Source organism: Thiohalocapsa sp. (assembly GCF_022340605.1).
Lineage (GTDB): Bacteria > Pseudomonadota > Gammaproteobacteria > Chromatiales > Chromatiaceae > Thiohalocapsa.
The window spans coordinates 13,496-27,422 of sequence record NZ_JAJDNQ010000009.1 but is presented as its reverse complement, the minus strand read 5'-3'; the positions used below and the strand labels follow the sequence as shown (position 1 = coordinate 27,422).

Here is a 13,927-nt window from a genome sequence, read left to right as displayed (position 1 = left end):
CACGGCATGTTCGCTTCGTCACCGTGCTTGGGTCGTCAGCCAGTCGGGCACAGGAACGACGTCGGTCGGTCGGCTGCACGGGTCCTAGACTCAAAGCGAGCGAACCGAAACCGTTACCGGGAGGTCGACATGACCGAGTTCCGCACCGAAACCGACAGCCTGGGTGAGGTCAGGGTCCCCGCCGACAAGCTGTGGGGCGCGCAGACGGAGCGCTCCCTGGAGCATTTCAGCATCGGTGACGACCTGATGCCGCGGGAGATGATCACCGCCTACGCAACGCTGAAGAAGGCGGCGGCGAAGGTGAATCACGCGAGCGGCCGGCTCGGCGACCATCAGCACCACTTGATCGTGAAGGTCTGCGACGAAATCCTGGCCGGCCAGCACCAGGACCAGTTTCCGCTCCATGTCTGGATGACCGGCAGCGGCACCCAGTTCAACATGAACGTGAACGAGGTGATCTCGAACCGTTGCTGCCAACTCGCGGGCACCCCACTCGGCGCCAAGAAGCCGGTGCATCCCAACGACCACGTCAACCTGTCGCAGTCGTCGAACGACACCTTTCCGTCGGCGATGTGCATCGCGGCCGCCGTGGCGACCACGAGCAAGCTCTTGCCCTCGGTGCGGGCGCTGCGCGACGCCCTGGATGTCAAGGCCCTGGCCTGGGACGCCATCGTCAAGATCGGCCGCACTCACCTCCAGGAAGCCACGCCGCTGACCCTCGGGCAGGAGTTCTCCGGCTACGTCGGCATGCTGGATGATGCCATCGACTGGATCGAGCAAGCGCTGCAGAGCGTCTACCGGCTCGCGCTCGGCGGCACCGCGGTGGGCACCGGCATCAACGCCGCACTCGACTTCGATCGCGAGGCCGCCGCCGAGATCGCGACGCTGACCGGCCTGCCCTTCTTCGCCGCCCCGAACAAGTTCACGGTGCAGGGCGCCCACGACGCCATGGTTCAGTTGCACGGCACCTTCAAGACGCTCGCCGTGTCGCTGTTTAAGATCGCGAACGACATCCGTCTGCTCTGCTGCGGCTTCGGCGAGCTGAACATCCCCGCCAACGAGCCGGGCTCCTCCATCATGCCCGGTAAGGTCAACCCGACCCAGTGCGAGGCACTCTCGATGCTGGCGGCGCAGGTGATGGGCAACGACGTGGCGGTCGGTATCGGCGGCGGTGGCGGCCACCTGGAGATGAACGTCTACAAGCCGTTGATGATCTTCAATGTCGCCAAGTCGGCGCGCCTGCTCGCCGACGGCTGCCACAACTTCCGCGTCTTTCTCGTGGAGGGCACCGAGCCCGACGAGGCGCAGATCGCGGGCTACGTCGAGCGCTCGCTGATGCTGGTGACCGCGCTGAGCCCGCTCATCGGCTACGACAAGGCCTCGCAGGTGGCCCATTACGCGCTGGAAAACGACCTGACCCTGCGCGACGCGGCGCTGACGCTCGGCTTCGTCGATGCCGACGAGTTCGACCGGGTCGTCGATCCGGAAAAGATGGCGCGGCCCCACGCCGCCAAGGATTAGTAACGATTCAGAAACAACGTGCGCACAGACGCAAAGGCGCGGAGAAAATGCGATCGTGCGTGGAGAGCGACGCGATGCCGCGAGTCGGCACAGAGACGCGCGTTGACTCAATCCAACCGCTTCTTGAAGCGCAGCGACGCGACGATGAGGCCGGCGAGCATGAAGCCGAGCAGCCAGAGGGCGTCGGTACGGATGTCGGCGAGCAGCGCGTCGCGCAGCAGCACGGCGCGGATGGCGCGCATGAAGTGGGTGGCGGGCAGGGCCTCGGCGATGTATTGCGCCGCCCGCGGCATGCCCTCGTAGGGAAACATGAAGCCGGACAGCAGGATGGACGGCAGCAGGATGAAAATGGTCATCTGCATGGCCTGGAGCTGGCTCTTGGCAATGGTGGACAGCACCAGGCCCAGGGACAGGCTCGCGCCGATGAACAGGAGCGTCGCACTGGTCAAGGCCAGCAGACCGCCCCCCAGCGGCACGCGGAACACCAGGTGCCCCAGGCCCAGGATGATCAACGCCTGAATCAGCCCGATAAAGATATACGGGACGATCTTGCCCAGCATCAGCTCGATGGGCCGCACCGGCGTGTTGATGAGCATCTCCATATTGCCCCGCTCGCCCTCGCGGACGATGGCGGCGGACGTGAACATGATCATGGTCATGGTCAGGATGATGGCCACCAGCCCGGGCACGATGTTCACCGCGCTGCGCTGCTCCGGGTTGAACAGCAGCGCCACGGCGAAGGTGGGGGTGGACTGGTTCACCGGCTTGCGCAGCAGCTCCCCCAGCGGCATGTTGCGCAGGCCCTTGATGCTGGAGGCGATCATGGTGTCTGAGCCGTCGACGAGCCACTGCGCCACGGGCCGGCTCAGCTCCTCGTCGGTGGCGCGCGGCGTGCCCAAGCCCAGGCCGAGGCTGGGGCTGCGCGCGACGCGCTTCGCCACGTCGTCGGGGATGATCAGCGCCGCGCGCACCCGGCCCTGCACGATGGCGTGCTGCGCCTGCTCCGGCGTCGCATGGCGCTCGGTGAAGTCCACCACCTGGGTCGCGGTCACCGCCTGCGCCAGCACCCGGCTCAAGGCCGTGTTGCTCTGATCCACCAGGGCCGCGGGGATGTGGCGGACATCGGTGTTGATCGCGAAGCCGAACAGCATGAGCTGGATCAGCGGCAGCATCACGATCATGCCCATGGTGACGCGGTCGCGCCGGAGCTGGGTCAGCTCCTTGGCCAGGATGGCGAGGATGCGGCGCAGCGGATTCATTCGCGCTCCGCCCCCCCAGTGCTGATGACGAAGACGTCCTCCAGGCTCGGGCGCGCGGCCTCGATGGTGCCGGCGCCTACCGCCACGGGCTGCGCGCGCAGCCACGCCACCGGGTCGTCGATGTCGTCCGCCACGAGCACCCGCAGCCGGCTGCCGAGCTGCGCCGCGGACACGACCTGCGGCAGGGCCAGCAACTGCTGCCGCAGCCGGCGCTGGTCCGGGGCTTCGATCTCCACCACCCGGGCGCCCATGTCGTCCATGAGCTGCTGGGGTGGGCCATCCGCCCGCTTCTTGCCGCGCTCCAGGATGGCGAGCCGGTGGCAGCGCTCGGCCTCGTCCATGTAGTGGGTCGAGACCAGGATCGTGGTGCCGGCGTCCACCAGGTCGAACAGCTTTTCCCAGAAGTCGCGGCGGCTCTGCGGGTCCACGGCCGACGTAGGCTCGTCCAGGAACAGGAGCTGCGGTTCGTGCATGGTGGCGGCGGCCAGGGCCAGGCGCTGGCGCTGGCCGCCGCTCATGGCGCCCGCGCGGCGCCGGCTCATGTCCGCCAGCTCATAGGCGTCGAGCAGCGTGCGGATGCGCGCCTTTGCCTGGCGATAACCGAGGCCGTAGATGCGCGCGACGAACTGCAGGTTCTCACGCACCGACAGATCTTCGTACAACGAGAAGCGCTGGGTCATGTAGCCGATGCGGCGCTTCAGCCACTCGGCGTCCCGCGGCAGGCTGTGGCCGAGCACCGTGACGCTGCCGGCGGACGGCGTCAGCAGCCCGATCAGCATGCGCACGGTGGTGGTCTTGCCGGAGCCGTTCGGGCCGAGAAAGCCGTAGATGGTGCCACGCTCCACGGCCAGGTCCAGCGCGTCCACGGCCACGAAGTCGCCGAAGCGCCGCGTGAGTCCCTGTGCCCGGATGACCTGGTCTGGCTGGACCTGGTCCGATCGCACTTCGTCCGATGAGATTGGGGCACTCACGGCATCTCGACCTGGGCCGGCACGCCGTTGGGCAGGCTGGCGGCGGACGCGGGCAGCAGCACCTCCGCGAGGTACATGAAGCGGCTGCGGTCGGCCTCATTCAGCGCATAGAAGGGCGTGAAGGCGGGCTCGGCGCTGATCCAGCGCACCTTGCCATCCAACATGCCCTCGAGGCCATCCACGTGCACCTTGAGCACATCACCCTCCTTGATCTGCACCCGGTGCGGCTCGGGCACGTAGACCCGGGCATAGGGCTCGTCGCCGGCGAGCAGAATGACCACCGGACTGCCGACGGTGACCCGCTCGCCCAGGTTCCAGGGCAGATTGTCGAGCACGCCGTCGCGGGTGGCGACGATGGTCAGATCCGCCAGCAGCGCCTGCTGGTAGGCGAGCTCCGCCTCGGCCGCCGCGAGCTGCGCCTCGGCCTGGTCCAGCTCCTCCTTGCGCGTGCCGGCGAGCAACTGGTCCAGAGTCTCCCTGGCCTCGTCCAGCCGGGCGCTGGCCGCGTCGCGCCGCGCCAGCGACTGGTCGACGTCGGCCTGGCTCACCGCCTTGCGCACCAGCAGCTCCGTGTTGCGCTTGTAGGTGATCTCCGCCTCGCGCAGGTCCGCCTTGGCGCCGGCGACCTGCGCCCGCGCACCGGCGATCTCCTGCGGTCGCGGGCCGTTGCGGAGCTTCTGCAGGTTGGCGCTCGCCTGCGTCACCTCGGCCTTGCTGCGTTCCACCACCGCCCGTTGCTCGCGGTCGTCGAGGCGCGCCAGCACGGTGCCCCTCTTGACCAATGTACCCTGCGCCACGGGCAGGTCCACCAGCACCTCCGCGGCTGTCGCGGTCAGCGCGATGCGATCCCGCTCCAGCGTGCCCAGTGCGACGTTGGGACCTTCTTCAGCACAGCCCCAAAGCAGGGTTGTGACGAGCAGCAGGGACGGCAGGCGCATCGGTGAGTCGCTCGCTCTTGGTTTGGCGGTGGAACGGCGGGGTTGGGTCCGGTTACTTCCGGCCGGCAACCGAAATCGGCAAGACAGCTCGGTTCGGGCCACAAGCGTAACGCGTTGGCCGCGCCGTGTCGGGCCTTTTGCACCAACGGCGACGCACACCGCTGCCCGCTCGGCAAATCCCGCACGGCGATCCCGAGAAAATGAGACGCGTGTCGCAATTGGGCGCCGGCGCGCCTGCTTGACTGAGCAAACCCGATAAAACTCGTCGGACATGGCCGACGCCGCCGCGGCGCCACCTTGCGGTCACGTTGGGGCTCCGATCCCGTCACCGCGCGCTGCCCGCACCCGATCCGCTCGCGGAGCGGTCGCTGTCAGCCCGGCCAGCCACCAGAACCAGTCACCAGAAGAGGCGCACCACATGCAACCCACCGGTCACACCGCACGCTCATTCGCGACCTACACCGCCCCGCAGCCGCCCCAGAAAGCGCCCCGGAGAGCGCCCTCACCCACTGGCTCCGGGTGACACTACTCGGCGCGGGCGCCATGCTCGCGGCGCCGGAGTCGGCGGCCATGGCCATCGAGGCCAACGTCGGCTGGACCCTGGACGGCGTCTCCGGCACCAGCATCGGCGGCACCCTGAGCCTGGACCCGAGCGGCACCTGGGCCAACTACACGTGGCCGGTCTTCAACGGCAACGTCGGGCTGGGCAGCTACGCCGCGGGCGATGACTTTCTGCTGGAGTACACGCTGCACGCCTACAGCGCGGCCAACACGGCGGCCACGGGCTGCGCCGACGGCGGCGACGGCGGTGACCCGCGCAATCAGGACCCCACCGGAGAGCCCGGCAAAGGCGCCAGCGGCGAGGGCTGTAGCGCCGGCATCGCGCAAAGCGGCGATATCTTCGATCTGAGCACCGGCAGCAGCGCTGCCGTCACCGGCGCCGTGCCGGCACCGGCCACTGGCGCGGTGCTGGCGGTTGGCCTGGCCGGTCTCGGCATCCTGCGCCGCCGGCGGCGCAGGCAGGAGGCGAGCGACTTGGAGCGCCTGACGGCGCGCCCTGACTATCGACCAGCGGCGGGCGTATCGAGCACCGGCGGCAGCAGTTTCGGCAGCGCCTCGAAGCCACGGCGCATGCCGACGGCGAGGGGCGTGGCGAAGCCCAGTGGGCGGTTGTCCGCGTCCACATAGAGGTTGCAATTGAGCCGCACTGTTGTCCGGCCGCCGGTCTCGTCCGCCATGGGCTCGTCCGCCATGGGCTCGTTGAAGGCGTAGCGGGTCACCGCGAGCTCGCGGCCATCTGGCAGTTGGACCGTCTCCGTGCCCAATAGCCGGATGGCCACCTGCCCGTTGGTCAGCACCTGATCGCGCAGCAGGTCATGGCCAACCCAATGGAAGCGCTGCGTGCCGCCCACGGCAGCGTCATAGAGCCGGGTCATGGTGAATATGGGCAGGATGCTCGGCGCCAGGTCCATCAGGCAGGGCTCGCAGGGGGCCTCGTCACGCTGCGTCTCGCCGCGGACGGTCGCGGTGATCTCGGCGATGGCCCCGACGTCGACAATCTCGATGCTGACTGGCCGATTGCCATAGCGCCCAGTGCCGGTTGCCGACAGTGCCCGGTTCGTGTCGTCGTAGGCCCAGCGGCCCTCGACGCGCCAGGCGCCGTCCGCCGCCTCGATGATGCCGGTGACCACGCGGTCGCCGTCCGCACGGCGCACCACTTCGAAGGTCTCGCTGCGTGGCCTGGTCCCGCCGCTGACCACCATGACACCGGCGTCTTCGAGGACATCACCCGGACGCGCCTCGAACAGGCTGCTGCGCGCCACCTTGGGTGGTGCGGAGGACTGCGTGGTGTCAGCGACCGCCGCGCCGAGGGTGACCGCAAGCGCGCAGAACGTCATGGCAGCTGGAATATTCATCGGGTCGACTTCCCCGCTCGTCGCGAGCGCAAGACAGCGAAAGGCTGCGGACTTGCCGCGGGCGCCACGCCGCCTATTGGTCAGGAAGCCGGGAGCGCAAGCGAGCGATTTCCGACCCAAGGTATGCAAGATCGGACGCCCACTCGGCATTGCCCGGGGCGCGCCGCATGAGGTCCGTGACGAGGCGGACGGCTTGCGCGCAGGTACCTTCTCCCGGGCGCCATTGACTCGACCCCGCGCCTGGAGCCCGTAGCCCGCGCTGCCGCGCACCACTGGCAGGCTTTGGGCGTTACGCTCTGCCGTGATGCATCCACGTGATGCATCCATTGGACGCCGGCCGCGCGGGCGCGCAATGTGTCGTTCGCCGCTTCCAGGCGCTGCCGGGCTTCCTGAGCCGCTCAGCGCTTCGCCTCGAACTTTCGCATGGCGATCTGCTGCACGCCCAGGCCGATGATGTTCACCAGCAGCGTCACGGCCAGCAGGACCAGGGCGGCAAACATCAGTGCCTGCACCTCGGTGCCGTCCGCCTCCGGAAAGCTCGACGCCAACCGCGAGGCCAGGGTGTTTGCGGGTGCAAACAGCGACAGGTTGATCTGGTTGTTGTTGCCGATGAGCATGGCCAGCGCCATGGTCTCGCCGAGCGCGCGGCCGAAGCCCAGCACCAGCGCGGCCAGGATGCCGCTGGACGCGGTGGGCAGCATGACGCGGAAGATGGCCTCTGCCCGCGTCGTGCCCATGCCGTAGGCGGCCTCGGTGACCGAGAACGGCACACGGCGCAGCGCATCCACCGAAATGGCCGCCACCGTCGGCAGGATCATCACTGACAACACCAGCGCCGCCGGCGCCAATCCAGGACCGTTCAGCGGCGTGGAGAACAGCGGCACCATGCCGAGCTGCTCGTGCAGCCACGCCGCGACCGGGCGCAGCGCCGGGATCAGCACGTAGATGCCCCAGAGACCGAAGACCACGGACGGAATCGCTGCCAGCAGCTCGACGATGGTGCGAAAGCCAGCGGCGATGCGCCAGTGCACGAAGCCCTGGGTGATGAACACGGCGATGCCAATGCCGAACACGCCTCCGAACAGGAGCGCCAGCAGCGAGCTGTAGAGCGTGCCCCAGATCTCCGGCAGCACGCCGTAGACGTCCTGCACCGTATTCCAGGTGGTGCCGGTGATGAAGCCGAAGCCGAAGCGGTGCACGGCCGGCAGTGCCTCCGCGCCGATCTCCAGCACCAGGTAGACCGTGAGCGCGATGATCAGCAACGCACAGGTCCAGGCGATGCTGCGGAACAGGGTGTCGGCCCCGCGCTCGCCCGAGGTGGGGGCATGCGCAACCCCGCCCGCGGCGGCATCGGCGAAAGGGTGATACGACATTTCACTCAATACTATTGACGAGCGGGCCGCGGAGGCGGTCGGCGTGAGCGCCGGACTACGCGGGACGACGACCGGCGCCCCGGAATCATGCGCCGGTGCGCAGTCGCGCCGTAGGCTGGAGTGCAGAATTACAGCAGAGGGGGGCGCCACATGCCAACGCGAGCCGCCGAAGGGGGTCGCATCGCCGGCCGCGGATGGCGCGCAAGCAATGGGCGTCACGATATCGAGTATGCCTGGACTTGCTCAAACGGCAAACGCAAGTATAATGCGAATCATTCCTATTGCTGCTTGCGTTTTTATCTCGGCTGATCCGCCAATGATCCACCACATCCACCAAGTCCCCGGGCGTATCCGTCGACCGCCGTGCCGCCCGACCCGCCGTCAACGCCGCTGGGCGATGCTGCGGGCACTCGCTTTTGAGCGCGCGAATGCACCCGGCCGGGACCAGCGCGACCCTCGCTGAGCCGCCGTCGCACCGAAGGCCGCGAGCGAGACACACACGCCCTACCCGCCAGGGTGCCGCACCGAGGATCATCGAATGACCAACCAGCAACCTGAGATGCTGGCCATCCTGGTGACGGCCGTCGGCGGGCTCCGCTGGTGGGGGATGCGCGAGGAGCGTCGTGTCTATCGACCCGCCGAGGAGGCAGCAAGCGCATGATCCTTTCCCAGCTTCGCGACTACATCGCCGAGCGTCGCCGCCTGTCCTTGCAGGACATGGCCAACCACTTCGACACCGACGCCGAGGCCCTGCGCGGCATGCTGGCCATGCTGGAGCGCAAGGGGCGCGTGCGTAAGCTCGCCGCCGGCTCCGCCTGCGGCGGCTGCTGCAAGTGCGATCAGGCGTCGCCAGAGCTGTATGAATGGGTCGACGCCGCGACCGGTGACACCAAGCTCGCGACACCGATCACCCTACCCTGAGACCCAGCGCAAGCAACCGGTTGCCGGGCGCGCCGCGCCAGTAACCGGTTGGCGGCCGCGCGCCCATTGAGTATGATCAATCGTATATTTGTGTGATTGCGCACGCCACAAGCCATCCTCCCGCTCCGCCGGCGACGCCTCACACGCGCGCTCAACCAAGCGAACCAGGTTCTTAGCTGTGTCGACGGAGACCGCCAGATGACGCTCGAACTTCGCCCTCACCGGCTCCCGATCGCACCCCTGACCCTGGCCGCCGCGCCGCTGCTGCTCGGGAGCGCGGCGGCAATGGCCCTCGACATCAACGACAAGCTGGAGCTGAACGGGCTCATCGCCGGCGCCTACCAGTGCCAGCAGGTCAGCGGGGTGCCGGACGTGGAAGATGCCTGCCGCGCCGCCGGCGTCTTCCAGCCGGAGGTCTTCTACAACCCCACCGAGAACGATCAGCTCTTCCTCAAGCTCGGCTTCGGCGCCGGCAACGGGCTCAACAACGTGTCGCCGTTCTCGCTGACGCCTTGGGCGGCGGACCTGGAAGACGATGTAAAGGACATCAACGGCACCGGCCGCAGCTACCTGCTGGAGGCCTGGTACGCACACACCTTCCGCTTCGGCGAGCAAAGCAGCGTGCAGCTCACCGGCGGCATCATCGATCCCGCCTTCTACATCAACGAGAACGCCTACGCGAACGACGAGTACACCCAGTTCAGCAACGAGATCTTCGTCAACTCCCGCAACGCCTTCCTGCCCGCCTACGACGGCGGTGGCGTGATTGTCTGGAAGCTCGGCGACTGGACCTTCAGCGGCGTCGGCATGAACGTCGGCAAGAACGACGACGGCCAGAACTACAACTGGTTCGCCGGCGAGATCGACTACCACCTCACGACCAAGCTAGGCGAGGGCAACTATCGGGTCATGCTGAGCGGTACCTCGGCGGCATTCCTGAATCCCGCCGGCACCGAGTACGAGCCGCACAAGGGCGTCAGTCTGTCCTTCGATCAGGAGCTGAGCCCCGTCGTCGGCGCCTTCCTGCGCATGTCGTGGCAGCGCGAGGACGCCCTGGTCGAGCACAAGGCCGATTACAGCGGCGGCCTGGACATCAATGGCAAGCTCTGGCACCGCGAGGGCGACAACATCGGCCTCGGCTATGCCTACCTCGAGGGCGGCAACGGCGACATCCGCCACACCCAGGCCGTGGAGGCTTACTACCGCCTCGCCATCAACGACTACCTGGCGCTCACAGGCGACGTGCAGTGGATGCAGGATCGCATCCACGACGCCGACAGCCCCGAGGGCTGGATCGTCGGCGTGCGAGCGGTGGCGGAGTTCTGATCACCAGAGGTCAGCGACCGCGATTTCGACCTCGGGCAGCGCCAGCGGCGCGATGCGCTGGCCGCGATCCGGCAGCAGCACCTGGCGATGGCCCTCCGGGCCGGGGTCCCGGTAGACCTCCAGGCGCTTGTGCTTCAGGTCGAGCAGCCAGACCTCCGGGATCAGGTGCCGGGCGTACAGCGGCACCCTGACCTCGCGGTCGAACCGCAGCGAGCTGTCGGCCACCTCGATGAGCAACAGCACGTCTTACGGACCGGGGTCAGTCGTCGTCGCCCACACCCCAGCCACGGGCACGGGCGCACGGCATGCCGACTTTTGGCACCCACAACAGCCCAGCGAATCCGCATGCACCAGCACGACATTACCACCTGGCAGCATAGCCACGACTTCAGCACCGGCGCCGAGCAGATCGCCGAGCAGCGCACCCGCTGGGTCGTCTACCTGACACTCACCACCATGATCGTGGAGCTGGCGGCGGGCTGGCTCACGGGCTCCATGGCGCTGCTGGCGGACGGCTGGCATATGGGCAGCCACGCGGCAGCGCTCGGGCTCAGCGTGCTCGCCTACGGCTTCGCGCGCCGGCACGCGCGGGACCCGCGCTTTTGTTTCGGCACCGGCAAGGTGTCACCGCTGGCGGGCTACTCCAGTGCGCTGCTGTTGGGGGCGGGCGCACTGTGGCTCTTCTGGGAATCGGTGAGCCGCTTGCTGCACCCGGTGCAGATCCAGTACGGCGAGGCCATCGCCGTCGCGCTGCTCGGCCTGGGCGTCAACCTGCTGAGCGCGTGGCTGCTGGGTGGAGCCCATGCGCAGCACCACGGCCATGACCGGCCGGCGCATGACCAGGGGGGGCAGTACGGCCACGAACACGACAACGACAACGACAAGGACCACGAACACGAACACGACCACCGTGATGGGCACGGGCACGCCGGCAGTGGCCACGCCCACAAGGATCACAACCTGCGCGCGGCCTATGTGCATGTCATCGCCGACGCGCTGACGTCGCTGCTCGCCATCGGCGCCCTCACTGCGGGGCTGATCGTCGGCTGGCGCTTCCTCGACCCACTGATGGGCATCGCCGGCGGCCTGCTCATCGGCCGTTGGTCCTGGAGCCTCGCCCGCGACAGCGCCCTGACCCTGCTGGATGCCGAAGATCACGGCCCCATCGAGGCGGCCATCCGCCGCACCATGGCGCGCCAGGACGACGTGGACGTGAGCGACCTCCACGTCTGGCGCATCGGTGCTGCCAGCCACGCCTGCATCCTCTCGCTGGTGACCCACGAGCCGCGGCCGGTGGAGTTCTACAAGGGGCTGCTCGAGCACATCCCCGGCATCGGCCACCTCACCGTGGAGGTGCAGCAGTGTCGGGCGCCCGACTGCGGGCGGGCGGCCGCGCGGTCGGCTGGCTAGCGCCGTTGCACTCCCGGCGCCACGCTGCCCCGCCACCGGGCCGGCGGCGCAAGCCTCCCTGTAACCCGGCCTGCCAGACGGGTCCGACGACAACGCAGCGGCGGCGGATAAATCGTCATCCGAACACTTCGCGTTGCTAGCGGAACGGCATGAAACTGTCCATGGCGCGGAAGGGCGCGCCCATAGCCCCCGTATCCGTTGCCATATTGCCGACGCCCTGGCGCATCAGCAGCGTGTCGTATTGCATGCGGCCCATGGTGCCGTTCATGACGGTCATGTCCGTGCTCATGCGGCCGATGTCGCTACCCATGGTCGCCATGGTGCCATCCATGGCGGTGATGGCGACGCGCATCTGGCCCATGTCGCCGCGCATGGCGGTCATCTGGGTGTTCATCGATGCCATGTCGCTGCGCATCTGGTTCATGTCGCGGGCCATGGCGAACATGAAGCTCGGCGCCGCGGCCTTGCGCGCATCCTTATCGGCAACCGCCGTATCCTCGTCGGAGTGGCCCATGTTGTACATGTAGGCCTCCATCCGGTTCATGTCGCGCGCCATCATCACCACCAGGGTGAAGAGCACGATGCCGATGAGCACCGCGAACAGGCCCACCACAAACGTGTGCCACTTCGCCCGCTGATGCTTTCGGCGCTGCTCGTGCATCTCGCTGCGCAGCCTGGCAGCCAGGCGACGCGCTTTGCCGGCCTCCTGGACCGCGGCCGCTCCCGCGACACCGGCCGCCACCGGCGCTGCCTGGGGCACGGGGCCGAGAACATCGCGTATGTGGTCCGCCAACGCAGCGCGCATGCTCTCGTCCTTGCGTAGCGCGTCGATAAGCCGCTTCAGGCTCTCGCGGGGATCGGTATTGTTGGGCTCGGCCATCGGGCAGGCACCGTCTGCAATCGGGTGATGAATTATTGTTGACCGCGCCTGCCGGCGACCCCAAGCATCCAGGTCAACTGCGCTTGCGATTCTTCAGACTCAGACCCCAGCCCCACACCACCGCTCGGAAATCTGGCCATGCCCGCCGGAACACTCTACCACCGGACGCGACGCCTGCCCCCTACGCCATCAATGTGGCGCGGCATCGCCCCGCTGCTCGCCTGCTTGCTGCTCGGGGCGGCAGCGGCCCTTGCCGAGCCCCCCTGTGGCGGTGACTTCGGCGCCTGGCTCGACGGCGTGCGCGCCGAGGCCCGCGCCGCCGGCATCTCCGACACCACCATCGCCGCCCTGGATGGGCTCACGCCCAACGCGCAGGTACTCGCCCGCGACCACGCCCAGGCCGTGTTCACGCAGGACTGGCTCACCTTCGCCGGGCGCATGGTGAACGCCTACCGGCTGCGGGTCGGGGCCGAGAAGCTCACGCGATATGCGGACGTCTTCGCCGCCGCCGAGCGTGACACCGGCGTGCCGGCGCCCGTCATCGCGGCCTTCTGGGGGCTGGAGACCGACTACGGCGCGGTACAGGGCGACTTCGACACCCTCGCGGCGCTCGCCACCCTCGCGCACGACTGTCGCCGCCCGGACTTGTTCCGCGCACAACTCATCGACGCGCTGCGGCTCCTGGACCTGGGCTGGCTCACCCGCGCGCAGCTCAAGGGCGCCTGGGCGGGGGAGATCGGCCAGGTGCAGCTCCTGCCGACGGACTACCTCGATTTCGGCGCCGACGGTGACGGCGACGGCCGAGTCGACCTGGAGCACGACCCCGCCGACGTCATCCCCACCGCCGCGGGCTTCATCCGCCACCTCGGCTGGCGCCGCGGTGAGCCGTGGCTGGAGGCCGTGCGCGTGCCGGCCGAGCTGCCCTGGGAGCAGGCCGATGTCTACCGGCGCTATCCGAGCAGCCATTGGGCGGCACTGGGCGTGACACGCGCGAACGGCAGCCCGCTGCCGGCGAACGGCCTGGACGCCGCGCTGCTATTGCCCACGGGCCGCAAGGGCCCGGCCTTCCTGGCCTACCTCAACTTCGATGTCTTCCTGCACTGGAACCAGTCCCTCGTCTACAGCACCACCGCGGCTTACCTCGCTACCCGCCTCGGCGGCGCGCCCAAGGTGGACCCCGGCAATCCCGAGCCCGGCCTCAACCCGGCGGACATGGCAGCCCTGCAACACCGGCTGGCCGAGCGTGGCTACGACATCGGCGATACCGACGGCATCCTCGGCGAGAAGACTCGCGCGGCGGTCCGGGCCGAGCAGCAGCGGCTCGGCCTTCCCGCGGATGGCTGGCCGACGCCGGAGCTGCTGGCGCGGCTGCGTTGACGGGAGTCACGCGGCGAGTGCATCGGCCGTCGGCG

Annotated in this window: 13 protein-coding genes; 6 read left to right on the top strand and 7 right to left on the bottom strand. The window is 68.4% G+C overall.

Annotated elements, in window-relative coordinates:
• Nucleotides 1-129 precede the first annotated feature (129 nt).
• Nucleotides 130-1,521 carry a lyase family protein gene (locus LJE69_RS00625; protein WP_296920147.1) on the top strand — a complete coding sequence of 464 codons (1,392 nt, stop codon included), beginning with the start codon at nt 130-132 and terminating at the stop codon, nt 1,519-1,521.
• A 107-nt stretch (nt 1,522-1,628) separates the two neighbouring features.
• Here the strand turns inward: LJE69_RS00625 and LJE69_RS00620 are convergent, their stop codons facing one another.
• The 5 genes from LJE69_RS00620 to pstC form a co-directional block, all read right to left on the bottom strand.
• Nucleotides 1,629-2,780 carry an ABC transporter permease gene (locus LJE69_RS00620; protein WP_296920144.1) on the bottom strand — a complete coding sequence of 384 codons (1,152 nt, stop codon included), beginning with the start codon at nt 2,778-2,780 and terminating at the stop codon, nt 1,629-1,631.
• A complete protein-coding gene (locus tag LJE69_RS00615) occupies nt 2,777-3,751 on the bottom strand; it encodes an ABC transporter ATP-binding protein (protein WP_296920141.1) in 975 nt (324 codons plus the stop codon). The genes LJE69_RS00620 and LJE69_RS00615 overlap by 4 nt, the downstream gene beginning before the upstream one ends.
• Entirely contained in the window at nt 3,748-4,689 is a 942-nt protein-coding gene (locus LJE69_RS00610; protein ID WP_296920138.1) for an HlyD family efflux transporter periplasmic adaptor subunit, read from the bottom strand. Before LJE69_RS00610 ends, LJE69_RS00615 begins: the two co-directional genes overlap by 4 nt.
• 1,061 nt (nt 4,690-5,750) lie before the next feature.
• Entirely contained in the window at nt 5,751-6,605 is an 855-nt protein-coding gene (locus tag LJE69_RS00605; protein WP_296920136.1) for a hypothetical protein, read from the bottom strand.
• Between the two features lie 398 nt (nt 6,606-7,003).
• A complete protein-coding gene (gene pstC / locus LJE69_RS00600) occupies nt 7,004-7,978 on the bottom strand; it encodes a phosphate ABC transporter permease subunit PstC (RefSeq protein ID WP_296920133.1) in 975 nt (324 codons plus the stop codon).
• Nucleotides 7,979-8,516: 538 nt separating this feature from the next.
• Here pstC and LJE69_RS00595 point away from each other — a divergent pair.
• From LJE69_RS00595 to LJE69_RS00585, 3 genes are all read left to right on the top strand, one after another.
• The gene (locus tag LJE69_RS00595; protein ID WP_296920130.1) at nt 8,517-8,639 is read left to right on the top strand and encodes a hypothetical protein; all 123 of its coding nucleotides are present in this window, start codon (nt 8,517-8,519) and stop codon (nt 8,637-8,639) included.
• The gene (locus LJE69_RS00590; RefSeq protein WP_296920128.1) at nt 8,636-8,899 is read left to right on the top strand and encodes a FeoC-like transcriptional regulator; all 264 of its coding nucleotides are present in this window, start codon (nt 8,636-8,638) and stop codon (nt 8,897-8,899) included. The genes LJE69_RS00595 and LJE69_RS00590 overlap by 4 nt, the downstream gene beginning before the upstream one ends.
• Nucleotides 8,900-9,097: 198 nt before the next feature.
• Nucleotides 9,098-10,225, top strand: coding sequence for a carbohydrate porin (locus LJE69_RS00585; RefSeq protein WP_296920124.1), 1,128 nt, complete (start codon nt 9,098-9,100; stop codon nt 10,223-10,225).
• Here the strand turns inward: LJE69_RS00585 and LJE69_RS00580 are convergent, their stop codons facing one another.
• Nucleotides 10,226-10,468, bottom strand: coding sequence for a Uma2 family endonuclease (locus tag LJE69_RS00580; RefSeq protein ID WP_296920121.1), 243 nt, complete (start codon nt 10,466-10,468; stop codon nt 10,226-10,228).
• A gap of 102 nt (nt 10,469-10,570) precedes the next feature.
• Between LJE69_RS00580 and dmeF the strand changes: the two genes are divergently transcribed.
• On the top strand, nt 10,571-11,635 hold the full coding sequence (gene dmeF, locus LJE69_RS00575) for a CDF family Co(II)/Ni(II) efflux transporter DmeF (RefSeq protein ID WP_296920118.1): 1,065 nt from the start codon (nt 10,571-10,573) through the stop codon (nt 11,633-11,635).
• A 136-nt stretch (nt 11,636-11,771) separates the two neighbouring features.
• On the opposite strand, the gene LJE69_RS00570 is transcribed toward dmeF, so the two are convergent.
• On the bottom strand, nt 11,772-12,515 hold the full coding sequence (locus tag LJE69_RS00570) for a hypothetical protein (protein ID WP_296920114.1): 744 nt from the start codon (nt 12,513-12,515) through the stop codon (nt 11,772-11,774).
• A 192-nt stretch (nt 12,516-12,707) separates the two neighbouring features.
• On the opposite strand from LJE69_RS00570, the gene LJE69_RS00565 reads away from it, so the two are divergent.
• Nucleotides 12,708-13,892 carry a lytic murein transglycosylase gene (locus tag LJE69_RS00565; RefSeq protein WP_296920111.1) on the top strand — a complete coding sequence of 395 codons (1,185 nt, stop codon included), beginning with the start codon at nt 12,708-12,710 and terminating at the stop codon, nt 13,890-13,892.
• The last annotated feature ends 35 nt before the right edge of the window (nt 13,893-13,927 follow it).

Bases quoted from the DNA above. Each gene is read 5' to 3' on its own strand.
- LJE69_RS00625 (WP_296920147.1), top strand. From the start codon at position 130: ATGACCGAGTTCCGCACCGAAACCGACAGCCTGGGTGAGGTCAGGGTC.
- LJE69_RS00620 (WP_296920144.1), bottom strand. From the start codon at position 2,780: ATGAATCCGCTGCGCCGCATCCTCGCCATCCTGGCCAAGGAGCTGACC.
- LJE69_RS00610 (WP_296920138.1), bottom strand. From the start codon at position 4,689: ATGCGCCTGCCGTCCCTGCTGCTCGTCACAACCCTGCTTTGGGGCTGT.
- LJE69_RS00605 (WP_296920136.1), bottom strand. From the start codon at position 6,605: ATGAATATTCCAGCTGCCATGACGTTCTGCGCGCTTGCGGTCACCCTC.
- pstC (WP_296920133.1), bottom strand. From the start codon at position 7,978: ATGTCGTATCACCCTTTCGCCGATGCCGCCGCGGGCGGGGTTGCGCAT.
- LJE69_RS00595 (WP_296920130.1), top strand. From the start codon at position 8,517: ATGACCAACCAGCAACCTGAGATGCTGGCCATCCTGGTGACGGCCGTC.
- LJE69_RS00590 (WP_296920128.1), top strand. From the start codon at position 8,636: ATGATCCTTTCCCAGCTTCGCGACTACATCGCCGAGCGTCGCCGCCTG.
- LJE69_RS00585 (WP_296920124.1), top strand. From the start codon at position 9,098: ATGACGCTCGAACTTCGCCCTCACCGGCTCCCGATCGCACCCCTGACC.
- dmeF (WP_296920118.1), top strand. From the start codon at position 10,571: ATGCACCAGCACGACATTACCACCTGGCAGCATAGCCACGACTTCAGC.
- LJE69_RS00570 (WP_296920114.1), bottom strand. From the start codon at position 12,515: ATGGCCGAGCCCAACAATACCGATCCCCGCGAGAGCCTGAAGCGGCTT.
- LJE69_RS00565 (WP_296920111.1), top strand. From the start codon at position 12,708: ATGTGGCGCGGCATCGCCCCGCTGCTCGCCTGCTTGCTGCTCGGGGCG.